Below are 23137 nucleotides of genomic sequence, written 5' to 3' on the forward strand. Positions count from 1 at the left end.
CAGCACCTGGCCGAGCACGAGGCCGCAGACCGAGAAGGAGACCGTCATGGAACCGCAGGAAATCGCCGAGGTCCTGAACCGCCCGCTCAGCCGCGAACTGCTCGCCCGCGACATCACCCGGCTGGCCTATGTCGCGAAGGACGGCACGCCGCGCAGCGTCCCGATCGCGTTCAGCTGGAACGGTACCGAGATCGTCTTGTGCACCACCAAGAACGCCCCGAAACTGCCCGCGCTGCGGGCGAACCCGATGGTCGCGCTGACCATTGACACCGAGTCGCACCCGCCGAAGATCCTGCTCCTGCGCGGTCGCGCCGAGCTCGACTACGTCGACCACATCCCGGAGGAGTTCCTCGAGATGAACGGCACCTACGAGATGACGCCGGAACAGCGCGTCGAATGGGAGGCCGAGGTCCGCTCCCTGTACGTCGACGGCATGGTCCGCATCGTCGTGACTCCGACCTGGGCGAAGCTCATCGACTTCGAAACCACGCTGCCGTCGGCGGTCGAGGAACTGGCGCAGCGCCGGGCACAAGCCGCGGGCGCGTGACTCGAAAACCCCGTCGCCATCCACTGATCCACTACACTCGCTCGTCTGCGTAGTTTCCTCGACGCGCGAAGGCGGAGCGCATGATCCTGGTGACGGGTGCGAGCGGCAACCTGGGATCAGCGCTGGTCGACCAGTTGCGCGCGGCCGAGGTGCCCTTCCGTGCCGCTTACCATTCCCCGGAGAAGACAGAGAAAGCCGCCGCTGAGGGAATCGACGCGGTCACCGTCGAAATGTCCGATCCGGCCAGCCTGCAACCGGCGTTGGCCGGAGTGTCGAAGGTGTTCCTGCTGGGTGCGACGAGCCCCGGACAGACCGGCAACGAGTCCAATGTGGTCGAAGCTGCCGTGTCCGCCGGGGTCTCGCACGTGGTGAAACAGTCGCTGTGGCGGGCGGACGAGGAACTCACGCCGATCGCCCGGCTGCACCGCCCGATCGAGCGGATGCTGGAGACGTCGCCGCTGTCCTGGACGTTCCTCCGGGCGAACTTCTACCTCCAAGCCTTTTCGGGAAACTGGGCCGGAACCATCCGGTCCGGGAACTTCTTCGCCAGCCCGCTGATCCGCGGTCCGATTGCCTTCGTGGACGCCGAAGACATTGCCCGCGTAGCGTTTCGGGTCCTGACCGAGGACGGTCACGCAGGCAAGGCGTACGCACTGACCGGCCCCGAGGCGCTGACGTACGACGAAGCCGCGGCAGTGCTGTCCGAGGTGCTCGGCCGGCCGATCGCGTACCGCGGAATGTCGAACGAGCAAGCACTTTCCGCATTGGCCAAAGCCGGAATGTCCTCGTTTCATGCCAAAGCGCTGGTCGAGGTATGCAACACGTACCTGGACGGCGGCGCGGAAACCGTGACGTCCGCAGTCGAGGACGTCACCGGCCAACGGCCGCGGAGCTTCCGCGAGTTCGCGACGGCGCACCGGCATTGTTTCGAGCAAGCACAAGGCAACTGAGCGCGGCGGCGACGAGGCTGAGCCCGGCGGTCACCAGGAAGACGTCGCCGAGGTCCGCGGTGTTGGCGTACACCAGCCCCAGCACGGCGACTCCGATGGTTTGGCCGAGTTGGCGGAAAGTGGCCATCGCACCGGATGCCATCCCGGTGCGGTCTGGGGGCACCGCGCTGAGGAGCGCGGTACTGGTCGCTGGCCCGGCGATCCCCATTCCGGCACCGGTCACGACCAGCCCAGGAAGGAGGCTGAGCCAGGTCGAGTCGCGGTCGAGCATAATCCACTCCAGCCCGCAGCCCGCCGTTGCCAGCAGAGCGCCGATTCCCAGGACGATGCCCGGTGGAATGGTATGCAGCCGCTTACCGATCAGCATTGACGCAACGAAAGACGTTGCCGCCAAAGGGATCAGCGCGAGGCCTGCCGCAGTCGGATTGAGGTGCAGCACTGATTGCAGCCAGATCGAGGCGTAAATCAGGCAGGCGAACACGGACGAACTCGCGACGACCACGATCAGCACAGTCACGAAGGACGCCTGCCGGAACAGTGCGAGGTCGAGCATCGGATGCTGTACCCGCCGTTCTATCGCGACGAAAACGACCAGCGCCACGGCCGCGAGGGCGAATACCGGCAAGGAAACGTGGATCAACCCGAAGACCAGCGCACCAGAACAGGCGCCGAAAGCCACCATGCCGCCGAAGTCGATCCGGGTGCCAGCCGGCCTTCTCGGCGATTCGGCCAGGTATTTGCTGGTCAGGAGCAACGTCAGCACGCTCAACGGCAGGTTGAGGAAGAAGATCGCCTGCCAGCCAGCCCATTGCGTCAAAACGCCGCCGAGAAACGGCCCCGCCGCACCAGCGCCGCCGAGCACCGACGTCCAAATCCCGAACGCGGTTCCTCGTTCTTTGCGCGCATAACTGGCTCCCAGCAGCGACATCGCAGTCACCATCATCGCCGCGCCGCCGATCCCTTGAATCGCCCGCGCACCGATCAACACGCCGGCATTCGGCGCGAGCGCGCAGCCCAGCGAGGCCACGGCGAACAACGCCACCGAGCCGACGAAAACCCTGCGTTGCCCGAATAGATCACCGATCGCGCCCGCGCTCAACGCGAGAACGGCGAGCACCAAGGTGTAGCTGTTGACCACCCATTGCAAGCTGGTCAGCGATGCTCCCAGCCCGCGAGCCATCTCCGGCAACGCCACTGTCACCACGGTGGTGTCGAGGATCAACATGAACGACCCGAGGCAGATCGTCGCCAACGGCCCCCATTTGCGCATAACAGCCCCTTTCACTCTCCCTCGAAGAGTGATCGAGCCTCAGCGGGTACCTCAAGCGAACTGGCTTCCAGTGGCGGATCCCGTCATCAGCTACCGTGAAGTGATGAAACCCGTCACACTGGACTCCGTGGACCGGCAGCTGATCCACGCCCTGGACCTCGACGGACGTGCCCCTTTCGCGCGGATCGCCGACGTGCTCGGCGTTTCGGAAAACACCATCGGGCGGCGGTACCGGCGGCTGCGGCAGGCCGGAGTGCTCCGGGTGGTCGGCGCGGTCGCGAGCGCGAGGCTGGGGTACGAGCTGTGGACGGTCCGGTTCGCCTGCGCACCCGCGTCCAGCATCCCGATCGCGGCGGCTCTGGCCAAGCGTCCGGACACGTTTTGGATCCATTTGCTTTCCGGCGGCACGGAAATCGCGTGTACAACGCAGTCGTCCATTGAGCAGGAACCCGACGTGCTGCTGCTGGACAAACTCCCGCGAAGCAGCCGGATCACGTCCGTGTCCGCGCATCAGATGCTGCACGGCTTCACGCGCCTTGGCGGTTGGCCGGCGTTGTCCGAGGAGCAGGTCGCCGCCCTGCAAGTACCGGTTGACCCGGCCGAAGAGATCACCTTCGACGAGGCAGACCGTCGCATCGTGCAAGTCCTGGCAGAAGATGGTCGCGCAAGCTACGGCGAACTAGCCGCAGCGTCCGGCCTGTCCGAGTCGACCGTGAAACGCCGAATCGAAACCCTGCGTCAATCGGGAGTGTTGACTTACCAGCTAGACATTTCTTTGCGCGCCTTAGGTTTCCACTCGGAAGCGCGACTGTGGATGGCTGTGCGTCCCTCGTCTGTCGTGGCGGTCGCGGCTGCCTTGGCGGAACACGAGGAAGTGCAATTCGCCGCTGTCACCACCGGCCCGACGAACCTGGTCGCCGCGATCGCCTGCCGCAACGCGGCGCACCTGTACGAATACCTCACCGAACGCGTCGGATCTCTCGACGGGATCCAGCAAATGGAAACCGCACCCGTCGTGCGCACGGTGAAACGCAGCGGATCACTGCTCCCGCTCTGAAACCGCCGGCCTCCCGCTGTAGGCAGTAAGAACGGCGGACAACGAGCCGTGCTGCCGAACCTGGCCCTCGTCCATCCACAGCGCGGCGTCGCACAGCTCCGCGAGCAATTCGTCGGAGTGATTCGCGAACACCAGAATCCCCGACCGTTTCACCAGGTCCTTGAGCCGATCGCGCGCCTTGGCGAGAAACGCCGCATCGACCGTGCCGAGCCCTTCGTCGAGCAGCAGAATCTCCGGATCGATCGTCGTGACGACCCCGAGCGCGAGCCGCACCCGCATGCCGGCCGAGTACGTGCGCAACGGCAGCTGCAGATAGTCGCCCAGCTCAGTGAACTCCGCGATGTCCTCGACGCGCTTCGCCATCTGCCGGCGGCTCATCCCGAGAAACAAGCCCTGGACCAGGATGTTCTCGCGCCCGGACAGCTCCGGATCCAGCCCGACCCCAAGATCGAACACCGGCGCGACGCGCCCCGCGACGCTCCGGACGCCGCGCGTCGGCTCATAGATCCCGGACAGCAAGCGCAACAACGTGGACTTCCCAGCCCCGTTATGCCCCACCAATCCAACGCGGTCGCCCTCGTCGAGCCGGAACGACACGTCCCGCAACGCCTCGATCACCGGCACCCTAGCTCCGCTGGCGATCCTGCCTCCGACCTTCCCGAGCACACGCTTCTTCAACGACCGCGTCTTGGCGTCGAAGATCGGAAAGTCGACGTAGGCGTTGCGCACCTCGATGCTGACCATGGCCCCTCCCCTAGATGCGAACAGAAATTACCATTCGCATCTATCCGACGCTACCGGTAACGTGCCGCGAGTGAGCCAGACCAGCGAGGGCTTCCGCCCGCCGCAACAAGCGCGCAGCCGTGCTTCGCTGCAGAAAGTGCTGACCGCCGCCGAACACGTCCTGGCCGAGCAAGGCTTGGAGTCCTTCACCGTCGCCGCGGTGGCTTCGCAGGCGGGGATGTCGGTCGGCACGATCTACCGCCGCTTCGACGGCAAGGAACAGCTGCTGCACGCCGTCAAGGACCGGCTGTTGACCCAGCTGGAAACGAACGTCCGAGACGCCCTCCGCTCAGCGTCGCCAGACCTCCGCTCCCTCTTCACCGCCTTCGTGGCGGCCCTGGCGCAGACGTTTGCCGACCACGACCGGATCTTCCCGGAACTCCTGGACGCCCAACGCTCCGACGCCCGAGACCGCGGTCTGGCCGCACTGTCCGCGATCCAAGACGCCCTGCTGGAAGCCCTGCCCCCGGATGATGCCTCCGACGTGAAAATGGCGGCCCGAACGATCATCGGCGCCTGCGTCCACCGCGCCGCGACCTGCCGATTCTGGCCAGACGGCCGGTCATGGAAGACCTGGGCAAAGGAGGCGACGGAGATGGCGCTGACGTACCTGACTTCTCCAGCCGCACCCCCCGCTAGGATGTAGCCAGCAGCACGCGACTGCCCTCGTAGCTCAGGGGATAGAGCACGGCTCTCCTAAAGCCGGTGTCGCAGGTTCGAATCCTGCCGGGGGCACAAAACCCCAGGTCACCGAGGTGGCCAGGGGTTTTGCTCCCGCCGCGCCCATGCTTAACCCTCTTCTTTGGGCGGCTCGATGTCCGGCCGTTCTCCGAGCGCGGGACCGGCATCCTCGCCGACGACGCCGCGTTCCATGTAGTCCTCCTGCGTCGTGCTGATGCGCTCGTGGCCGAGGTAGTCCGCGATCTCCCGCGCCGTCAGCCCGGCGGCGTCGAGCACGGCGGCGACGTAGTGCCGGAAATCGTGCGGATGCAGGCCCTTGAACGGCGTCTCCGCGACCACCCGCCGGATCTGGGCGCGGGTGTTGTCCGGGTCCCTCAGCGTGCCTGCACCCGACGGGAATACCCACTTCGACTCCGAGGCCGCATGGCGTGCTTTCAGGATCAGCATGACCCAGGCGGGCGGGCGGACTGTGCGCATCCCGGCCCGGCTCTTCGTGTGGTCCTGGACGAACAGCCCTTGCCCGGTCACCCTGATCACGGTGCCGTGGAACCGCACCGTCCCCTTGTCGAAATCGATCGAGGTTTCCCAGTCCAGCGCGAGCAGTTCGCCGATGCGGCAGCCGAGACCCGAGAGCACGTCGACCATGTCGACCAGGTCCCACCGCTTCGCAGCCTTGGACGCGTGGAACACGCCGAGGACTCGGCCGATCGTGCGGGCGTTGACCATGCGCTCTTTCTTGCGCTTCTTCGCGCCCAGGCTTTCGATCTCCCGCACCGGGTTCTTGTCGATCGCGTCATGTCGGACGACCAAGGCGAAGATCCCGGACAGAACCACCTTTGCGTGCGAAGCTGCCCCGCGGCCGTGCCGGTCCCGAATCTCAGTGATCACCCGGTTGGCCGTGGAGACCAGGACGTCGCCGACGCGTCGTTCTCCGACCGCGTTGACGAGGTAGCGGTTCCACGTGTCGCGGTACTCGCGCTTGGTCCGGGCGGCCTTGCTCGATTCGTCGACCTCCTTGAGCCACATCGCTGCCGCGACACAGACTTTGGTCTCCGGCTTGATCTCGCCGTCGCCGTTGCGCCGCTTGCGGTCGCGCAGCGCTTCGAGCAAGTTGCTGGTGGCCTTGGCTTTCGAGTCGCCGACCCGTTCCACCGGACGCGTAACGCCGTCGTAGTCCTTGTAATTCGCCACCGCTCGGCATTTGCCGTTCGGCAGGTCGTGCGTGCGGATCTTGCCCCAGGTCCCGAGCGGCAGCGACGGCCGGGCCATCAGGCGCTCGCCTGTTCTGCGATCCAGGCGTCGACCTCGTCGGCGCGGAAGCGGATGTATTTGCCGATGCGGTAGCCGTTCGGGCCTTTGCCGGTCTTGCGCCATTGGTAGACGGTGTTGACCGGGACGCTGAGGTAGTCGGCGAGGTCAGTCACGGTGAGCAGTTTGTTGTCCATGGTCGTTTTCCTTGCTGTATTTGTGTTTGCGGTCGTCTCGGATGCGGTGGGCGATGGCGGCGGCGAGTTCGCGTTCGGCGTCGTCGCGGTAGCCCGCGCCGTCGAAGGTCCAGTTGTTGACCACGGCGATGGTGTCGGCGCGGTCGGCGAGGCCGAGGCGTTCGAGGGTTTCCTCGAGCCGGAAGCGGCGGCGGTCGCCGCGGATGTCCTTGAAGGTGGTGGAGTAGGCGCGGGACTTGGTGAGGAAGTGGCCGCGGAAGGCGAGCATGTGCGCCCAGCGGCGCAGGTTCAGGTCCTCGTAGCGTTCGAGGCTGCCGAGGTCCCAGGCGGTCTGGATGATGCGGCGGTGGTGGTCGGAGACCCGCAGGTGCGCGATGTCGCGTTCGGAGCGGATCGGCCGGTCCGCGGCTTCGCTTTTGCCGGTGCCTTTGGTGGCGTACTTGGCGATGTAGGCGGCGAGGCGAGCCTCGCTGATTCGGCCGGCGTTGTCCTCCAGCTCCGCGGAGCCCAGGGGTTCGATGCGGCGGACGTCGACCTGGTCGCCCCAGGTCAGCACCAGCGGGGTTCCGTCGGGGAGCGCGGTGGCGGCGTAGGCGGCAGCGGCGGCGGCGTAGATCGCGTCTTCCAGCAGGTCCGGGTGGGCCCAGGCCGGGGCGGGGTCGGCTGCGCCGTCGGGGCCGTCGAGGCGGACCACGGCGTGGAAGTGCACGAGTCCGCGCCGCTGGTACTCGGCGACCTTCCCGTAGGACAGGCGCGCTTGGTCGGCGAACTCGCGGGCTTTGAGCCCGGCGCGTTTGGCGATCTCGCGGCGCAGCCGGGTCACGAACCGCTGCCACAGCACCCCGGCGTGCGCTTGCCACAGCACCGAGCCGGTGTAGTCGTAGCTGTCGGGGTCGAGCGGGGTGCCGACGCGCGGGTCGGCGTCGAGGTGGTAGTCCCCGCAGCCGCACGGGATGCGTTTGCCGCGCGCGCTGGTCCGGGCGTGGTGCACCGGCCCGAAGGACGGGGCGGTGAGGGTGACGAACGCGCGGGGCCGGTCGGTGACATGCTCCGGGACGCCTTTGTGGCCGCCGACGAGTCCGGCGCGGACGAGGTGGAAGGCGTCGGCGGCGTAGCGGTCGGAGCAGGCGGGGCAGACCGATTCGCGGCGGTTGCCGCAGGGGACGAAGATGTCGCCGCCGTGGTGGTGCAGCACCTGGCCGGTGGCGGCGTCCTGGAGCTGGTGGGCTCCGCCGAGGCGGACGGGGCGGGCGCAGCCGTTGACGGCGTGCACTTTGGCACGCCATTGGTCGTAGTCGCGCATCCGGACCCGGTAGGCGATGCGGTCGTCCAGCGTGTGCATGTCGGTGGCCCTTTCGTTCGCGGGCATGGAAAACGGGCGCGGGAACCAGCCGGTGCGGCCAGCTCCCGCGCCGTCGGTCGGTGCGGGGCGGTTCAGGCGGTGACGGGGTGTCCGTTGTGGCCGGTCAGGTCGGCGGCGATGCGTGCGGCCATGGCGTCGGGGACGCGGGCGGCGCGGCGGATGTCGTCGGCGGTGAGGTCGCGGCCTTCGTCGCGGGCGGCGTCGGCGGCGGCGTGGATCTTGCTGGCGATCTCCGGCGGGAGTTTGAGCCGGGGAGCCGTGCGCGCGGCCGGTGCGGGGGCCTGCGGTTCGGGCGGCGTTGCCGCCGGGACCGGTGCAGGGGCAGGCGTGGGGGGAGTGTCGGCCGGGGCGCGGCGCATGAGGAGCTTGACGACCACGAGGAACCCGAGTGCGGGCATCGCGGCGACGAGCCATCCGGCCGGGGTGGGTTCGGCGAGGGCGACTTGTGCGGTCATCTGGACGCCGAACCCGGCGACCAGGACGCCGAGGGGGAAGCTGAAGCGGCGGTGTCGGCCGGTGCGGTGGTCGCGCTGGACTTCGAACCCGGCCACGATCACGATGCCCTCGATCACGACCGCATCGGCCCAGGCGATCCAGCCGGTCTGTCCGTGGTGGACGGCCCAGTCGTGGGTGTGGGTGAACCCGGCCGCCGCGCCGATCAGGCCGAGGGTGGCGGCGACCAGCAGGCGAACGATGTCCACCAGCCGACGAGTCGCGCGTGCACTGTCCGCAGTGGACATGGGTTCCTCCTATTCGTGGCCGGTGCGGAAGCGTTCCGCGGAGCGGCGGAACACCCCGGCGTAGGTGTCGAGCCAGCGGGCGAGCTCGTCGGACAGGTCGGCCAGGCGGGGCTGGACGAACCACGGTTCGCCGTCGTGCATGCCGCGTTCGAGCGCGTACAGCTCGTGGAATTCGTCGACGACCGCCTGTATCTGGCGGAACGCGTCGGCGACGTTCTCGCCGAAGTGGTGTTCCATCGCGCTGGTTTCCTTCCGTGAGGGGTCAGGACGGGCCCGGCAGGTGCAGGGCGTCCTCGTTGTCTGCGAGATCGGCGCGGAAGACGTCGACGAGGCGTTCGCACTCGCGGATGATCCGCACGTCCAGGTCGATCAGCTCCAGCACGGTCGACGAGGTGTCGTCGCCGGTGTGGTGTTCGAGGCCGCGTGCGGCGGCGTCTTCGTATTCGTCGACGAGCGCGACCAGCGGCCAGACGATGCCGCTGATGTCGCCGGTCACGACGGCGTCCCGCCGGTGAGGTTGCTCCAGCGCTGGAGCATGGTGCGGCCGCGTGCGGTGAGCTTGAGCGGCGTGACCGGCCGCCGTATCGCGCCGTGCATCGCCGAGACGGTGTCGCGGCTCCCGCCCTGGGTGACGTAGCCGATGGACATCAGGTGCAGCACGACCTCCTCGTCCAGGGCGGCGCGGACGCGGTCGGTGTCCTCGAACACCAGCACCCGGTCGGTGTCGTCCAGCAGCGCGAACCGCCCTTCGCGAACCTCGGCGAGCACGTCCTTGGCGACCGACGGGTTCGCGCCCTGCCCGGTGTCTTTGCGGCGATTGACCCGCGCGGGCGGGCACTGGCGGCCGGACTGCGGCGCGGGAGCGGCGTCGACGGTGCCGAAGAGCCCGAGCTGCGCCGGGTCGCGGCGGGTCACCGGACACGCTCCCGGCCGACCGGCCCGAACTCGCGGCTGCGGAAGTCCGCGAGCGCGATCCCGACGCCGAGTCCGATGCACCCGAACACCGCCGTCGCGGCCCAGAACAGCGCCGACGGCCCTTGTGCGGCGTAGATGAGGATCAGGACGAGCAGGGCGGGCGCGCCGAGCTTGAGCCACAGCCACGCCCGCCACACGTAAAAACCGATGCGCCACATGGGTTTACTCCTCTGCGTCTTCAGGTCGGTGGTGCGGGCAGAACACGAGCTGTTCGGACGTGGCCAGCCAGGCGGGCTCGAAATAGACCACGTGCAGAACCGCGTCCCAGGACAGTTCCGGCCGCGTCGCCGCGGCTGCGTACGGGCGCTCGCCGCACACCCCGCAGCGCGGGAAGAACACCTCGTCGTAGCGCGACAGCTCCGGGGACTGTCCGTCGTCGGCGTGCCGGTCGAACGCGGCGCGCGCCTCGCCCTCGTCGGTGGTGCACGCGACGATCTGCGTGAAGGTCCGCCGCCGGGGTCCACTGCCGCCGGTGCGTTCGCAGGCGACCACCCAGTACGTCTCGCGCACCAGGCACGGGTAGTAGACGAGCTGCCCCATCACGCCCTACCTTCATGACGTGCCGCCGGTCGTCCGGAATGATCGGTGGGCGCGGGCGGGATCGGCATGGCTTTCATCACGCTGCTCCCCGATGGCTCAGGTGGCTCCGCCACCGGTCCCGCCACCTTGTTCTGACCGCTGATTAGGCGCTGCGGACCATCGCTATGTAGGGCGTTGACGGCGGAATGAGGTTGCCGCGCCAAGCCGTTCGCTGAAGGACCGGAGGAGCCGTGACGCTGGTGGCGGGCATCGACATCGCCAAGGAATTCCATTGGGCCGCAATCGTTGTGGCTGAAACCGGGCGGGAGCTTGTATCGCGGCGAGTGGACAATGCGCCCGACGCCATCGGCGAGTTCATTGCCGAGCTCGCCCAGGCCGCCGCCGAGCACGGTCCGGCGACAGTGGGCATCGACGTGCTGGGCGGAATCGCGGGCCTGGTCACCGCGATGCTGCTGGACACCGAACACCGCTTGGTGCACGTGCCCGGCCTGACCGTGAACCGCTCCCGCCACGGCACCCGCGGCGGCGAGCACAAATCCGACCCCCGCGACGCCCGGGTCATCGCCGACCAGCTGCGGCTGCGCGAGGACTGGCGGCCGGTCACCGGCGACGACGAGCTGACCCTCGACCTGCGCCTGCTGGTCTCGCGCCGCAGCGACCTGGTGACCGAGCAAACCCGCCGCATCAACCGGACACGCGACATGCTGACCGGCATCTTCCCCGGCCTGGAGCGAGCTCTGGACCTGACCAACCTCGGGGACCTGCGCCTGCTGACGCGCTACACCACACCGGCCGAGATCCGCCGGGCCGGACGAGCCCGGATCACCGCCTACCTGCACCGCAACGGGGTCCGCAGCGACCGCGCCGACCGACTTGCCGCTGCCGCGCTCGAGGCCGCCGGACACCAACGCGTGCGGGTGCCCGGCGAAACGCGCACCGCGCAGTTCGTGCGCGAGCTGGCCAACGATGCGCTCACCACGCGCGCTCGTCTGTCCGCCGTGGATTCCGAGATCGCCGAGGTTCTTGACCAGCACCCTGACGCGGCCCTCGTCCGGAGCCTGCCCGGAATGGGGGCCACCCTCACCGCCGAATTCCTGGCCGAAGCAGGCGACCTGGCCCGATTCGCCGGCGCTGACGCGCTCGCTGCCGCCTCGGGCCTGGCTCCTGTGCTGCAACAGTCCGGGAAGATGCACTACCTGCGCAGAGCCACCGGCGGCGGCAAGAACCTCAAACGCGTCTTCTACCACTCCGCGTTCTGCGCTATCCAAGCCGACCCGGCCAGCAAGGCGTTCTACGCGCGCAAACGAGCCGAAGGCAAACGACACCAACAAGCCCTCATCGCACTCGCACGCCGCCGCGTGACGGTTCTCTACGCGATCCTGCGCACCCGCCAGCCGTACCAGGCCAACCACACCACAGTCACCCCTGCCGCTTGACAAAAGCATTAGACAGCCACCACCGACAGGGCCGGACCGGCGTGGTAGCCGCGGAGAATGAACGCGACCATCTCGTCCAGCTCCCGGTCGGACACGTACGCGGCGCGGACGCGCTGGGGGACCCGCGAGCGCGGCCGGATGACGAACCCGATCCCGGCGGTGTCCTCGCTTTCGGGGATCTCGTCGGCGAGAGCGCCGCGCAGCCGTGCGCCGTCGCCGAGGACCATGTCCACATGCGACTGCGAGGTCACCCGCAGGCAGATCCGGACCGGGAACAGGTCGCGGACCGGGACGGTGTCCTTGGTCGGTTCCTGCACCAGCGCCATCGTCGCGTGCCCGGTCGCGCGGCCCTGGGACACCGCGATCGCGAGGTCCTTGCGCAGCGTGCGGGCGATGGTGCCGTCGCCGTAGGCGAGCAGCGCGCCGATCTCGTCGACGATCAGCAGGTTCAGCGGCGTCTCGCGCGACATCGTGATTTTGCGCTTGCCGGTCGCGGCGAAGTCCCGCTGCACCCGGCGCAGGTCCTCGATGAACTCCCGCACCAGCTCCGCGCAGGCGGCCTCGTCGTGCTCGTAGCGGTGCGCGACGCCTTGCAGTTTGCGGAACTCCATCTGCTTCGGGTCGCAGATCCACAGCCGGACCAGCCCGTCCCGGATCAGCGGGGCCAGCCCGCGCAGCAGCGACAGCGGGATCGAGTTCTTGCCCGCCCCGGTCGCCCCGGCGATGAAGGTGTGCTTGCCCAGCACCGACAGCCGCCAGTCGGTGCCGTACTCGGTGTCGCCGACGTAGATGTCGCCCGGGTCGACGGCGCCGGATTCCTCGGGCATGTCCGGGGCCGGGATGGTCTCGGTGAACGGCTCGCGGCGTTCGATGATCAGCGACACCTGGCCGGGCTTGACCCGTTCCAGCGCGATCCGCTCCACCCGCAGCGTGTCGGCGAGGTCTTCGAGCTTGTCGTTGAACGCGCGACGCCCCATGCCCGGCGGCAGCAGCAGCGTCACCGTGTCCACCGAGGGGGAGAACGACTGCACCCGCACCACCCGGGGGAACTCGGCCCGCCCGGTGCGCCGGTTGGTGACGTACAGGTCGCACGCCTGCAACGCCTTGTTCAGCTTCGGCCCGCAGTACTTCGACCAGCGGCGACGCCACGCACGGATCCGCGGGGCGGCGTAGTGGTCGAACGTGTCCGGGTGCGCCCGGTACCAGGTGCACAGCCCCAGCGTCGTCCCGCCGACGATCCCGCCGGTCGCGGTCCACCCCAGCTCCAGCCCGGAGGCGGCCAGTCCGGCCGGCATGAGCACCGACCCGGGGTGGCGGGCGGTCCACTTGAGGCCCCGGAACTCGAACCCCGCCCGGCGGTCCGACTTCGGAATGCGGTTCTTCATCGCGGTACTCCCTTCCGGCAGCACGAAAACGGCCCCGCTCGCCTCGTCCGGTCAGGACAAAGGGGGCGGGGCCGATCCGTGCGACGTTCGTCTGTCGTGTTCTCAGTTCGCCAGCGCGGGGCGTGCGTCCAGCAGTTCCGTGGACAGCGTGCCCATCGCGCGGGCGGCTTTGTCGTGCGCGGCCTTGAACCCGTTGCGGTGCACCGGCATCCCGCGCATCGCGTCCTTGAGCGTGCTCATCGCCGAGTGCAGGTCGTCCACGACCCGGTCAACCTGATGCGCCATGGCTCAGAGCCTCCAATCCCGCGAGACGAGTTCCGCCTCGTGCTTCTTGCCCAGCGTCCGCAACCGGTCCAGCTCGTCGAACGCCTTGGTGCGGAACGCTTTCAGCTCGTCCCGCGTCGAGATCGTCCACGACTCCGAGGCGTGCCCGTCGTCGTAGGAATCGATCAGCTTGTCCACCTCCGCCAGCACCTCCGCCACGAGGTCCAGCGCCGCGGTGAACGTGCCGTAGCGCTCCTGCGCCCGGCGATTCAGGTAACCCACCTGCATCCTGCCTACCCTTCCCGAGTTGCGGCGGTCAGCTGCACCGCCGTGGTGAGATCAGCGGTCAAAAACCCGACCGCGTTGCCGACCGCGACCCGGATGTCCCGGTCAGGTTCCGCCGCGACGAACCGCCGGTAGGCGTCCTGCGCGGCCTCGATGATGGCGACGATCTCCGGCATGTCAGGAGTCCTTCCGGATCACGTGCTGCGCCTCCCGCAGCCCCTCGCAGTAGCCCGCCTGCCACGCCAGATCGTCCGCCGGTTCGGCCAGCGCCAGTTTCCGTTCGGCCTCCAGCCGGGCCGCGAGCATCCGGATCACCACTCCCACGCGCACCGGGCGGCTCATCGCTTGACCTCCCGCACCAGCACCACGATGCCCGCGAACACCGCGAGCCCCGCCATCACCGGCGACGCGAAACCCAGGCAGACCACGAGCGCCAGCCAGAACACAAACGGACTGAAATTCGCCACCATCACCAAACCTCCTAGTCTCCGAAGTACTGCCACTGCCGGGAACAGACCTCACAGGTCGCGATTCCCGTTGCCGACAAGAAAAAATTCGCTGTGCAGTCGTGCGCGGCCATCAGCAGCCCCGCTCGTCGATCCGGATGCAGTCCTGGCAGCGGGGCACGCCCCACGCGAAGAACCACACCCGCTCGTGCTCGCCGGGCCCGAACACCAGCCCGCACAAACTCGTCCGGACACCCTTCAACCACTGGTGTTCCGCTTGGATGTGCACCATGTCCTCGGACATCACAGGCCCCGCTTCGGGCCGTACGGGTCGAACGTCGACAGCCCGTCCCGTGCCGTGAAAACCGTGTGCATGCCGTTCTCCCTTCCGCAATGCGAATCCGTGGTGAAACCCCAGGACTCCCGGACGAGAAACACCCGGGAATCGAGGCGCGCCACCACAAACAGGCGCGTTTTAGGCATGGATCGGCCCACTCTGTATTTGTCAATCAACGGAAAGCGCCCTTGCCCGACTCGAAAACGGGCAGCCAACCGACTTGGGAAGGGCTCCAGGGTGGTGGTATCCGCGCACGGCCGGGGAGGAAGCCGCCGCGAGACCGGGCACCCGCCGGTCAGGAAACCGGGCTAGGCAGCGTCGCGAACCGCGCCAGCACCGGCAGGCTTCAACCCCTCCGCCTTGAACCACAGGCCCGACCCCGTGATCCGGCCCTCGTCGTTCGTCGTCTGGTAGGTGTTCAGCACCGGGTCGATCAGCTCCACATAGGTGCCCTCGTCGAACCCCTCGCCCGGGTCCGTCGCCAGCGTCACCTTGATCTCCTCGCCCTTGCCGATCCGGCCATTGCGGCCCGCCTCCCGCGGCTTCGCGAACAGCATCACCACGAACGACGCCTCGCCCGTCCGCCGATCCACCGCCGGGACCATCTCCCCGTCCCTGCCCTCCCGCATCTTCATCACGGGCGCTTCGGTGACCATGAACTTGTAACCGCCGCTGTAGAACGGGATGTCCTGCATCGCGAACCTCCTGGTCAGACCTTCCGGTGTAGACCCCCTAAACACCGGAAGCGAGCTGTTGTCGGTCGTCGTTGAGGGGGTCTAAACGAGAAGGTACGCCGTCCTCGCTTCGGGTGTCAAGGGGGTCTAAACTTCGAGTGCATGGAGGCCGAAAGCGAGTTCGAGAGCGTCCGCAGTGACCCGGACCCGATCAGACGAGGGCAGCGCGCGTCCTCGCTGCTCGTCGTCTACCAGCAGCGGGCCACCGAGCTTGCGCGGCTCCGGAAAGAGGCCATCGAGGAAGCGCACCGATTGCGCGGGATGAGCTACACGGAGATCGCTTCGGCTCTCGGGATCACCAAGGGTCGCGTCACTCAGATCCGGTCGACTGCTCCGCGGCCGGAGCGTGCGTTCTTCGGAGTCGGTCCGGTCGCCATCGGAGTTCCGTGGCGCTACCAGACTACGGATCGCGAGCGTCCACTCATCGCCGCCGAAGATGCGGAGACCGGTGAACAGCTCGAAAGGCTGGTCGATGGCTTGTCGCTGGCCGTGACGCGCTTCCAGATCGAGCCGGACCGTGACGCCCTGCCCGAAGGTGACGCGGTTGTCGTCTGTGGGCCGAAGTCGGCACCCGTCGCCGCGAAGCTCATGGAACGCGATCCAGTGCTCAGCATGGTGGAGGATGACGGTCGCTGGTGGATCCGGCATGAGCAGACTGGTGAGCGGGTGGGCTCGCCTACTGACGACGACCCGAAGGAATCGGCCGACGTCGCCTACGTTGCACGTCACCAAGTTGACGGACGGGCCGTTTTGCACATCGCTGGCATCCACGGGATCGGTTCGCTCGGCGCAACGCACTACCTGACCAGCCATCTTGCCGAGTTGTTCAGCGAGATACGCACGCACGAGTGCTCGCTGATCGTTCGCGCCAGCTACGACGGCCTGACTATCACCGGCAGCGAACTCGCGGCCGGTCCCTTCCAGTGGTGATCCCATGCATGTAACGACAGCCCAGCTTCCGCCTGCCCATGCCAGCGACGACAAGATCTTCGCCACTCCCGACGCAGTGATCGTCCTCGATGGGGCTTCGGCGTTCCGCCCGGTTCCCGTCCCTGCATCTGACTACGCCGACAAGCTAGGACGCCACATAGTAGTCAGCCTGGAACGTGATCCGTCCGTCGATCTCCGTGCGGCGTTACGGAGTGCCATCGAGAAGACCGCAGAGGAACTCAGTCTCACCCCGGGTGACTCGCCGTCCAGCACGGTAACGATCCTGCGGCGCAAAGGGCCATCCGTCGATGTGCTTGCGCTCGGCGACAGCGTGATCGTGCTGCCGGACGAAGTCGTCACCGACGACCGCATCGACGATCTCAATCTCGAACCGCGACGCCTGTACCGGGAGCGGCTTGCTTCGGGAAAGGGGTACGACGACACCCATCGACGATTGCTGCGCGAGCTTCAGGAGCAGCAAGCAGTCCGCAGAAACGCAGAAGGCGGCTATTGGATCGCCGAAGCAGTCCCAGACGCGGCGGATCACGCAGTGACGGCCTCTTTCTCTGTCGAGGCAGTGCCATGGGCAGTTCTCGCGACGGACGGTGCTTACGACGTCATGACCCACCTCGGTCTCGATGACTGGCCCGTGCTGTCCAAGGCGGACGGTGCCGAACTCTCCGCGCTTCTTGAGCGGTGCCAATCCTGGGAGGACGAAGTCGATCCGGCTGCCGTCTCGCTCCCGCGCGCCAAGCGGCACGACGACAAGGCCATCGCTGTGGTCGACGTCTGGTCCTAGCACCGGCGACCGTTGTGTTCAGAGTTTCTTTTCTTGTTCAAGGCGGCCCCTCCGGGGCCGCGCCGCTCCGGATCCGGGCACGCGGGGCCCGCCTCCGGCACCCACGCACCCGGCCCGGGCGGCAGCGCCGGGGGAGCGAGTTCAAGAAGAAAGAATGTCCTCGCCGGACGGGCAGGTCTCCGAGATGGCCGGGACCGCGCGCACGTTGCGTCCGTGAGTGACCTGCCGCCATCCCGCCGACCTCCCCGAGGGCTATCACGCCGCGTCAAGGGGGCAGTTCGGCCGGCACGCTGCGGACCGCGGGAAGGTGCCCCCTTGACCCGACGTGATCGGGCTGCGCCAGGTCGACGAGATGGCGGAGAGGCCACCCACTATTCTTCATCAAACGTAAGTACCGTGTTGTCAATCGGGCGAGCGCTCATCCATTTTGCAACAAAATCACGCCCCTTGACTGTAAGCCTGTAGCCCTGGCGCGCGGCCACTCCTGCTATTATCATATTCGCACCTCCAAGATTGACCTTCTCCAGCAGCCCATCTCGAAACAAGTACCAAAGCTGCAGGTCAAGCCATCCTGGGAGCTCGATATGGCCTAGCTCCGGCGATGTGGCAAATACCTCGAGCACGCGCTTCTCAAGGTCACCGTAGCGGTCATTTAAGACCGATAGGTTCGCCTTATACATTTGCATTGACTTTCGATCAATGTCGCCTGATGTCTTACGGGCATGACAGTTGGCGCAGAGAACGATCATATTTGAGAACTCGTGCTTGCGCACCTTTGCCCACTCGTCAATGTGATCGATTTGGAGTGGAGTTGCTTGCCGACAAGTCGGGATCGCGCACCGGTGTCCCGCCTCCACAAGCAGCGCTCGCTTGAGCTGAGCAGGGATTGCAGGTCGATCATTAGCCATGGCACGCCACTCCGCTCTGAACCGACGACGCCCGCAAGTGTGACACGACACGCTGGCACCAGAACGATCGCCAACGTCGAACTCGTCGAGCGCAGCGTGCGAGCGCAGCGTGCAACATTCGTCCAATACGGCACCAGTCAACGTCGACCAGTGACCGCCGATTTTTGCAGCTCAGACGCGTGTTGCGGCCGAGCGCCCCTGGTCACCAGCGCGACGGAGGAGGTCAAGGGGACGCCGGTTCAAGGTGTGCTTGCGGAGGCTGGCTCGAATTGCTTGAGCCATCGCTGAACTGACGCGAGGTCGCCGTACCCCGCCGCTCGAAGGGCCTCCACGATGTCTCGTCCGCTGATCAGGGCGATTGGATGCCCGTCGGAGCGGACCTCGCCGTATGCCTGGTAGTGGAAGTACGAGGTCGTCACGAACACGCCGAACTGGCGATGCCGCAACCGTGAGATCAGGCGGGAGACCTCGCGGACGCCGACCGAGTTGGTGTCGCTGTAGCACTTCGCTTCCAGTGCGAACTCGATCGCGATCGGGTCGGAAGACGGGCCGATCACGTACTCGCCGATTGCGTCGCGGCCTCCGTCGCGGCTGCGCTGCGTGACTTCGCAATTGCCGGTAGCGGGTGCGATGAGTCGCCACAGTTCGACCGCGCAGTGCTCGAAGTCGTGTTCGCGATCGCGGAACGTCTCGCGGATCTCGGCGAGGATTGCGAGCCCGGCCGGGTCGGCCGGCATTTGCTCCGCCCGCGTCCGGACGACCGTTGTGGACGGTGCCAGGAGCGGTGAGTACTTCCGCCCCTCGATCCATGCGGCCCAAGCTGCTGGAACGTGTGGACTGTCGGCGGCGCGTCCGTCGAGGACGTCGTTGATCCACTGCCGCTCGATACGGGAGACGTCGAGGACGGTGAACCGAGCGCGGTAGTTCTGGAACCGCTGTCCGCGGGTGCTGCGCCAGATCGCTTGCAGCTCGTCGTCGGAGGACAAACCCGGTCCGCCAGGCACGAGCAGGCCGCGGAACATAATCCTTCGGCCGGGGGCGGACTTCTCGAACAGGAGGAACGGGGGGACGCGACGGCGGGCCTCGGCTGACTCGTGGCTCCAGTCGAAGGAGTCCCGCAGCAGGACGTTGCCGCGGCGACGCGTGTCGTGAAGCTCGTGGCCAGGGCTGCGGTTGTCTCCGTAGTAGGTGAAGAGCCCAGTCTGCGGGTCGAGTGTGTCGGGCCAGTCGGGTTCGCCGCCGGTCGTGTACAGGACACCGAGTCGCACGGTGCCCTTGGCCGGGGAACCGGCGTAACGGAACCCGCCCTGGTTGCCCACCGGCAGCAGGCGGGCAAGTGGGTCATCTGCCATAGTCCCGCTCTGGCCACCGGCATACACCTGGTCGACGATCAGGTCAGCGTCGGCGAGCTGGCCGAACGGTACGACTCCATCCCCAGATGTCACCATTGCAGGATAGCGATCAACGCTCGAGGACCCATGTCAACGGGACTGGATCGCCGCTCGGCGCACCTCCCCATGCTTTACCCTCGCCAAACGACGGCCAATGACCGCCGATTCCCCCTCGTGATGCCCAGTTGCCTTTGCGAACAGTGCAGGCAGTGACCCATATCGATCATCAACACCCAACGCCGCCCATCATGATCCACAAAAGCCGGTGTCGCAGGTTCGAATCCTGCCGGGGGCACGCAAAACATGGGCAACATCAACAGGCGAGCGGCTGGTACTCGAAGACACCTTCAAGGTGTGAGCACCAGCCGCTCGTCTTGTTCCTGCTGGTCGGCTCGACAGGTACAACCACACCCGGGCTGACCAGCAGGTTCTCTGAATGTCGCCGACTCCAACCGCCGGCCCGGCCCGCTCGCGACGATGGGCGAGCGGGCCGGATCTTGGGCAGAAGTCGGAGTCGGCTGTGGCCTGCTGGGCGAGCTGCTGTCAGTGCCGGCGGCCGTCGCTGTCCGTTCTTTCCGCGCCGACTGGACTCCAACGCTGAGCCTGTCCACGGAGCCGTCATTAGCCGCGATGCGCCACTCAGTGGGGAGAAGGCACAGCCGCCGAAGTGGGTCGACCTGAACGAATCGTGGGAGAGTGTGTTCCCAGAGGATCGCGACCGAATCCGCGCGTATGTGCGCAGGCTCGCGGCAGAGCACGTGGTCGAGGCGCGCTGATCCTGCCGGCGGGGCTTTTGGTTGGTGGCGGCCCCGGCGAACGAGCACAGACCGTCCCAAACGCCATCCCGCCCTGGCGCTTTCACCGGCGGTCTGGGTCGCACGTCCGGACGTGAGCGTCCGCCGTTTCGTCGTTGACATGGCCGCTGATCAGGTCCGATCAACGCCGGGTAGCGTGGGTGAGCTAGCGAGTCTGGGAGTGATCATGGCGATACGACGAGATGCCCTCGCAGCACGGCGCGAGGCTCTCGGCTTCACCCAGGAAACCCTCGCCCAAGAGCTTGGGGTGGAGCTCTCGACTGCCGGGCGGTGGGAGCGCGGAACGCTGACGCCCTAGCCCTGGAGGCGTCCGGATCTGGCCAAATTGCTCAAAGTGTCCCTGGATGAACTGGACATCCTGTTCAATCCGCCGCGGACAACGACGGCGACCGGCCGCTCGTCGGCGACGCGGCGCGAGGTCATGGTGGACGCGGCCCTTCTCGCCGGCGTGATCGCCGCCGACCACATGCTGAGCACCCACAGCGAGGAGCCTCTGCGCCATGGCTCCTTGACCCGTGATCGGGTTACGCCAGGTCGACGAGCTGGCAGAAAGGCCACTCGCTTGGGGCCGATTTCGCTTGTGCCCGATTGCTTGTTGCGGCCGACCTCTGCCTAGGCTAACCGCATCAGCGATCGAGTCCTGCAGCGCGCTGTATTTGCCATTTTTTGCCATCGCAATAATTCAATCCATCTGCGGTGGAAATAGCAAGAAGAACAGGGTCGGTGGCGAGTCGGATGCAGAGAGTTCTGCACGTAGCTGCCATCTTCATGGCAGTCGCTTCAGCAAAGGTCGAGCACTCTTGTCAGAGTAATCCGTTGTTTCATCGTCAAAATAGACGTGATCGCCGCAGCAAGCATTACCAGGGGCTGAGCAATTACTGCTGATCACGATCGAAGCCGATCACTGTCGCCCGCGGTGATCACAATGCCGGTGTCGCAGGTCGGATCCTGCCGGGGGTCGTCAAGCGACACAACGGCCGCGTCGTGGGCGGTGCGGCTGGCGCCGGAGGGTGGGAACAGGTCAGGGAGACCTGCCAGGTAGCAGTATTGGTGTTGCGGTCGTAGCGGAGCTCCGACTGGCGGGCTTCGAACCGGGAAGGTGAATTCCTCGGCGTGGCAGCGTAGCGGTCAACCAGGTGCCCGGCGTATCCACGCGCCTGGGGGTGTGAACACATCTGCCTCCCAGCCGGGCAATCTCCTCCGGGCCGGCCGGTCCGGAGGCCCCGTGCGCAACGCGGCGAGGATGGCTATGGTCACTGCCGCGATTTCCTCGTCGTCGGGCGCACCACGGACGACGTGCAGCCATGGCTCCGTCATGTCGGTGGGTTTCCGTGCTTGCGAGACGGAAGGCGCATATGCTTGGACCGCAGCATCGCCAATGCATCGATCAGGACCGTGCGGGTGTCCGCCGGATCGATTACGTCGTCGACCAGCCCGCGTTCGGCCGCGTAGTAGGGATGCATCAGCTGCTGCCGGTATTCCTTTACCCGCTGGGCCTGTGCGGCGGCAGGATTCGGAGCGGCGGCGATCTCCCGGCGGAAAACTACGTTCGCCGCCCCTTCCGCACCCATGACCGCGATCTCGTTGATGGGCCACGCAAAAGACAGATCCGCGCCGATCGACCGGGAATCCATGACGATGTACGCACCGCCGTAGGCCTTGCGCACTATGAGCTGCACGCGAGGCACGGAAGCGTTGCAGTAAGCATAGAGCAGTTTCGCGCCGTGCCGAATGATTCCGCCGTGCTCCTGGTCCCGGCCAGGCAGAAAACCGGGCACGTCAACAATCGTCACCAGCGGAATGCTGAACGCGTCACAGGTCTGCACGAACCTCGCGGCCTTCTCTGCGGCATGGATGTCCAGCACGCCCGCGAACGATGCTGGCTGGTTCGCCACGATGCCGATCACGTGTCCGTCCAACCGGGCGAGGCCGCAGATCACGTTCGGAGCCCACCCTGAATGCACTTCGAACAGGTCGCCGTCGTCGACGATCCGTTCAATCACTGCGAGCATGTCGTACGCCCGGTTCGGGTCAGCCGGAACCAGATCGAGCAGATCCTCACAACGCCGCTCCGGCACGTCGGTCGCGACTACCTCCGGTGGCAACTCCCGGTTGTTCGACGGCAGCAACGAGATCAGGTGTCGGACATCTTCGAGACAGTCCGGTTCGTTGTCGTACACGAAGCCGGCCGCACCCGACACCGAGCCGTGGACTTCGGCGCCACCCAGCTGTTCGTGCGTGATGTTCTCACCGGTCACCGACCGAGCTACGTCCGGCCCGGTGATGTACATCTGCGCGATCTCCCGGACCATGAACACGAAGTCGGTCAGGGCAGGCGAGTACGTGGCACCACCAGCGCACGGCCCAAGCATCACGCTGATCTGCGGGATCACTCCTGACGCCCTTACATTGCGGCTGAAGATCCCGCCGTAGCCGGCCAGCGCGGTGACCCCTTCCTGGATGCGCGCGCCTGCACCGTCCGACAACGACACCAGGGGAGCGCCCGCGGTTTCCGCCAGGTCCATCAGCTTGTGGATCTTCTCCGCATGCGCCTCGCCCAGCGAGCCACCGAAAATGCGGAAGTCGTGCGCGTAGGCGAACACTGTGCGGCCGTGCACTGTGCCCCACCCGGTCACGACGCCGTCGGTATACGGCCGCCGATCTTCCAGCCCGAAACCGCTGGCACGATGTCGCCTGAACCCCTCGATCTCGCGGAAGCTGCCCGGGTCGAAGAGCAGGTCGAGCCTTTCGCGAACGGTCAGCTTTCCTTTGGCCCGTTGTGCTTCGGTGGCACGCGCCGACGGGCCGTCGTACAGGCTCTTGCGTGCGGCCGCGAGTTCTTCGACCCGCAGCTGCAGCTGGGCATGTTCTTCCCGCATTGCCGTCATCTGGTTCACCTCTCGCTAACGCCGAACAGTGAACCGGTCTCCGGACGAATATCGCTGGTGAGTCAGGCGACTGGTCGTCCGTATTCGCGGGCCGCCGGTACCGGACGGGACCAGGCTGCGTCGAGCGCAAATGGTGACGATCAGGGAAACCTCGCCCCGACTCGCTGG

Annotated in this window: 32 protein-coding genes and 1 tRNA gene; 9 read left to right on the plus strand and 24 right to left on the minus strand. The window is 66.8% G+C overall.

The genetic code is table 11. The annotated features are described in order from the left end of the window. The first annotated feature begins 46 nt into the window (after positions 1–46). Complete coding sequence (locus ATK30_RS23600) at positions 47–547, plus strand: pyridoxamine 5'-phosphate oxidase family protein (protein ID WP_101437468.1); 501 nt, start codon at positions 47–49, stop codon at positions 545–547. 80 nt (positions 548–627) lie between these two features. Continuing rightward, on the plus strand, positions 628–1497 hold the full coding sequence (locus ATK30_RS23605) for an SDR family oxidoreductase (RefSeq protein ID WP_101437469.1): 870 nt from the start codon (positions 628–630) through the stop codon (positions 1495–1497). Here the strand turns inward: ATK30_RS23605 and ATK30_RS23610 are convergent. Beyond that, entirely contained in the window at positions 1418–2767 is a 1350-nt protein-coding gene (locus ATK30_RS23610; protein ID WP_101437470.1) for an MFS transporter, read from the minus strand. The genes ATK30_RS23605 and ATK30_RS23610 overlap by 80 nt on opposite strands. A 103-nt stretch (positions 2768–2870) precedes the next feature. Between ATK30_RS23610 and ATK30_RS23615 the strand changes: the two genes are divergently transcribed. Beyond that, the gene (locus tag ATK30_RS23615; protein WP_167441987.1) at positions 2871–3824 is read left to right on the plus strand and encodes an Lrp/AsnC family transcriptional regulator; all 954 of its coding nucleotides are present in this window, start codon (positions 2871–2873) and stop codon (positions 3822–3824) included. On the opposite strand, the gene wzt is transcribed toward ATK30_RS23615, so the two are convergent. Beyond that, the gene (gene wzt / locus ATK30_RS23620) at positions 3807–4568 is read right to left on the minus strand and encodes a galactan export ABC transporter ATP-binding subunit Wzt/RfbE (protein WP_101437472.1); all 762 of its coding nucleotides are present in this window, start codon (positions 4566–4568) and stop codon (positions 3807–3809) included. The genes ATK30_RS23615 and wzt overlap by 18 nt on opposite strands. A 70-nt stretch (positions 4569–4638) precedes the next feature. Between wzt and ATK30_RS23625 the strand changes: the two genes are divergently transcribed. Both ATK30_RS23625 and ATK30_RS23630 read left to right on the plus strand, forming a co-directional pair. After that, positions 4639–5253, plus strand: a complete 615-nt coding sequence (locus ATK30_RS23625) for a TetR/AcrR family transcriptional regulator (protein ID WP_101437473.1) — start codon at positions 4639–4641, stop codon at positions 5251–5253. Positions 5254–5269: 16 nt separating this feature from the next. Beyond that, positions 5270–5342: transfer RNA gene (locus tag ATK30_RS23630), tRNA-Arg, on the plus strand. Positions 5343–5396: 54 nt separating this feature from the next. Here the strand turns inward: ATK30_RS23630 and ATK30_RS23635 are convergent. The 9 genes from ATK30_RS23635 to ATK30_RS23675 form a co-directional block, all read right to left on the minus strand. Next, positions 5397–6557, minus strand: a complete 1161-nt coding sequence (locus tag ATK30_RS23635) for a tyrosine-type recombinase/integrase (protein WP_101437474.1) — start codon at positions 6555–6557, stop codon at positions 5397–5399. Then, complete coding sequence (locus tag ATK30_RS23640) at positions 6557–6733, minus strand: helix-turn-helix transcriptional regulator (protein ID WP_101437475.1); 177 nt, start codon at positions 6731–6733, stop codon at positions 6557–6559. The genes ATK30_RS23635 and ATK30_RS23640 overlap by 1 nt, the downstream gene beginning before the upstream one ends. Further along, a complete protein-coding gene (locus tag ATK30_RS23645; RefSeq protein ID WP_101437476.1) occupies positions 6705–8075 on the minus strand; it encodes a replication initiator in 1371 nt (456 codons plus the stop codon). Before ATK30_RS23645 ends, ATK30_RS23640 begins: the two co-directional genes overlap by 29 nt. A 92-nt stretch (positions 8076–8167) precedes the next feature. Further along, complete coding sequence (locus tag ATK30_RS23650; protein ID WP_101437477.1) at positions 8168–8836, minus strand: DUF2637 domain-containing protein; 669 nt, start codon at positions 8834–8836, stop codon at positions 8168–8170. Positions 8837–8845: 9 nt separating this feature from the next. Further along, positions 8846–9073 carry a hypothetical protein gene (locus ATK30_RS23655; RefSeq protein WP_101437478.1) on the minus strand — a complete coding sequence of 76 codons (228 nt, stop codon included), beginning with the start codon at positions 9071–9073 and terminating at the stop codon, positions 8846–8848. Positions 9074–9098: 25 nt separating this feature from the next. Continuing rightward, positions 9099–9332: a hypothetical protein gene (locus ATK30_RS23660; protein WP_101437479.1), complete on the minus strand. Its 234-nt coding sequence runs from the start codon at positions 9330–9332 to the stop codon at positions 9099–9101. Beyond that, the gene (locus ATK30_RS23665) at positions 9329–9751 is read right to left on the minus strand and encodes a hypothetical protein (RefSeq protein ID WP_101437480.1); all 423 of its coding nucleotides are present in this window, start codon (positions 9749–9751) and stop codon (positions 9329–9331) included. The genes ATK30_RS23660 and ATK30_RS23665 overlap by 4 nt, the downstream gene beginning before the upstream one ends. Further along, positions 9748–9969, minus strand: coding sequence for a hypothetical protein (locus tag ATK30_RS23670; RefSeq protein ID WP_101437481.1), 222 nt, complete (start codon positions 9967–9969; stop codon positions 9748–9750). The genes ATK30_RS23665 and ATK30_RS23670 overlap by 4 nt, the downstream gene beginning before the upstream one ends. Positions 9970–9973: 4 nt before the next feature. Then, positions 9974–10351 (minus strand): hypothetical protein, encoded by a 378-nt coding sequence (locus tag ATK30_RS23675; protein ID WP_101437482.1) that lies wholly within the window; start codon positions 10349–10351, stop codon positions 9974–9976. 230 nt (positions 10352–10581) lie between these two features. On the opposite strand from ATK30_RS23675, the gene ATK30_RS23680 reads away from it, so the two are divergent. After that, positions 10582–11787, plus strand: a complete 1206-nt coding sequence (locus ATK30_RS23680; RefSeq protein ID WP_037366834.1) for an IS110 family RNA-guided transposase — start codon at positions 10582–10584, stop codon at positions 11785–11787. A gap of 8 nt (positions 11788–11795) precedes the next feature. Here the strand turns inward: ATK30_RS23680 and ATK30_RS23685 are convergent, their stop codons facing one another. The 9 genes from ATK30_RS23685 to ATK30_RS23700 form a co-directional block, all read right to left on the minus strand. Next, complete coding sequence (locus ATK30_RS23685; protein WP_101437483.1) at positions 11796–13172, minus strand: FtsK/SpoIIIE domain-containing protein; 1377 nt, start codon at positions 13170–13172, stop codon at positions 11796–11798. 102 nt (positions 13173–13274) lie between these two features. After that, positions 13275–13457, minus strand: a complete 183-nt coding sequence (locus ATK30_RS23690) for a hypothetical protein (RefSeq protein WP_101437484.1) — start codon at positions 13455–13457, stop codon at positions 13275–13277. A 3-nt stretch (positions 13458–13460) separates the two neighbouring features. After that, positions 13461–13724 (minus strand): hypothetical protein, encoded by a 264-nt coding sequence (locus ATK30_RS23695; protein WP_101437485.1) that lies wholly within the window; start codon positions 13722–13724, stop codon positions 13461–13463. Positions 13725–13729: 5 nt separating this feature from the next. After that, positions 13730–13897, minus strand: coding sequence for a hypothetical protein (locus ATK30_RS45075; protein WP_158242487.1), 168 nt, complete (start codon positions 13895–13897; stop codon positions 13730–13732). A 1-nt stretch (position 13898) separates the two neighbouring features. Beyond that, complete coding sequence (locus ATK30_RS45080) at positions 13899–14063, minus strand: hypothetical protein (RefSeq protein ID WP_158242488.1); 165 nt, start codon at positions 14061–14063, stop codon at positions 13899–13901. Next, positions 14060–14194 (minus strand): hypothetical protein, encoded by a 135-nt coding sequence (locus tag ATK30_RS46915; RefSeq protein WP_279630014.1) that lies wholly within the window; start codon positions 14192–14194, stop codon positions 14060–14062. Before ATK30_RS46915 ends, ATK30_RS45080 begins: the two co-directional genes overlap by 4 nt. A gap of 106 nt (positions 14195–14300) precedes the next feature. Next, positions 14301–14471, minus strand: a complete 171-nt coding sequence (locus ATK30_RS45085) for a hypothetical protein (RefSeq protein WP_158242489.1) — start codon at positions 14469–14471, stop codon at positions 14301–14303. Further along, positions 14471–14650: a hypothetical protein gene (locus ATK30_RS44725; RefSeq protein ID WP_143271411.1), complete on the minus strand. Its 180-nt coding sequence runs from the start codon at positions 14648–14650 to the stop codon at positions 14471–14473. The genes ATK30_RS45085 and ATK30_RS44725 overlap by 1 nt, the downstream gene beginning before the upstream one ends. A 162-nt stretch (positions 14651–14812) precedes the next feature. After that, a complete protein-coding gene (locus tag ATK30_RS23700) occupies positions 14813–15199 on the minus strand; it encodes a hypothetical protein (RefSeq protein ID WP_101437486.1) in 387 nt (128 codons plus the stop codon). Between the two features lie 141 nt (positions 15200–15340). Between ATK30_RS23700 and ATK30_RS23705 the strand changes: the two genes are divergently transcribed. Then, the gene (locus ATK30_RS23705) at positions 15341–16168 is read left to right on the plus strand and encodes a sigma-70 RNA polymerase sigma factor region 4 domain-containing protein (protein WP_101437487.1); all 828 of its coding nucleotides are present in this window, start codon (positions 15341–15343) and stop codon (positions 16166–16168) included. A 4-nt stretch (positions 16169–16172) separates the two neighbouring features. Beyond that, on the plus strand, positions 16173–16967 hold the full coding sequence (locus ATK30_RS23710; protein WP_101437488.1) for a PP2C family serine/threonine-protein phosphatase: 795 nt from the start codon (positions 16173–16175) through the stop codon (positions 16965–16967). 371 nt (positions 16968–17338) lie between these two features. On the opposite strand, the gene ATK30_RS23715 is transcribed toward ATK30_RS23710, so the two are convergent. Then, positions 17339–17875 (minus strand): HNH endonuclease, encoded by a 537-nt coding sequence (locus tag ATK30_RS23715; protein ID WP_101437489.1) that lies wholly within the window; start codon positions 17873–17875, stop codon positions 17339–17341. A 239-nt stretch (positions 17876–18114) separates the two neighbouring features. Beyond that, a complete protein-coding gene (locus tag ATK30_RS23720) occupies positions 18115–19320 on the minus strand; it encodes a restriction endonuclease (RefSeq protein ID WP_208637407.1) in 1206 nt (401 codons plus the stop codon). A 927-nt stretch (positions 19321–20247) separates the two neighbouring features. Between ATK30_RS23720 and ATK30_RS46315 the strand changes: the two genes are divergently transcribed. Then, complete coding sequence (locus tag ATK30_RS46315; RefSeq protein WP_244194706.1) at positions 20248–20379, plus strand: helix-turn-helix domain-containing protein; 132 nt, start codon at positions 20248–20250, stop codon at positions 20377–20379. 830 nt (positions 20380–21209) lie between these two features. Here the strand turns inward: ATK30_RS46315 and ATK30_RS47305 are convergent. Together ATK30_RS47305 and ATK30_RS23740 are read right to left on the minus strand one after the other, a co-directional pair. Next, positions 21210–21398: an acyl-CoA carboxylase subunit epsilon gene (locus tag ATK30_RS47305; protein ID WP_101437491.1), complete on the minus strand. Its 189-nt coding sequence runs from the start codon at positions 21396–21398 to the stop codon at positions 21210–21212. Next, positions 21395–22960, minus strand: coding sequence for an acyl-CoA carboxylase subunit beta (locus ATK30_RS23740; protein WP_244194947.1), 1566 nt, complete (start codon positions 22958–22960; stop codon positions 21395–21397). Before ATK30_RS23740 ends, ATK30_RS47305 begins: the two co-directional genes overlap by 4 nt. Positions 22961–23137: the final 177 nt, after the last annotated feature.

This window comes from Amycolatopsis echigonensis (assembly GCF_002846615.1).
Lineage (GTDB): Bacteria > Actinomycetota > Actinomycetes > Mycobacteriales > Pseudonocardiaceae > Amycolatopsis > Amycolatopsis echigonensis.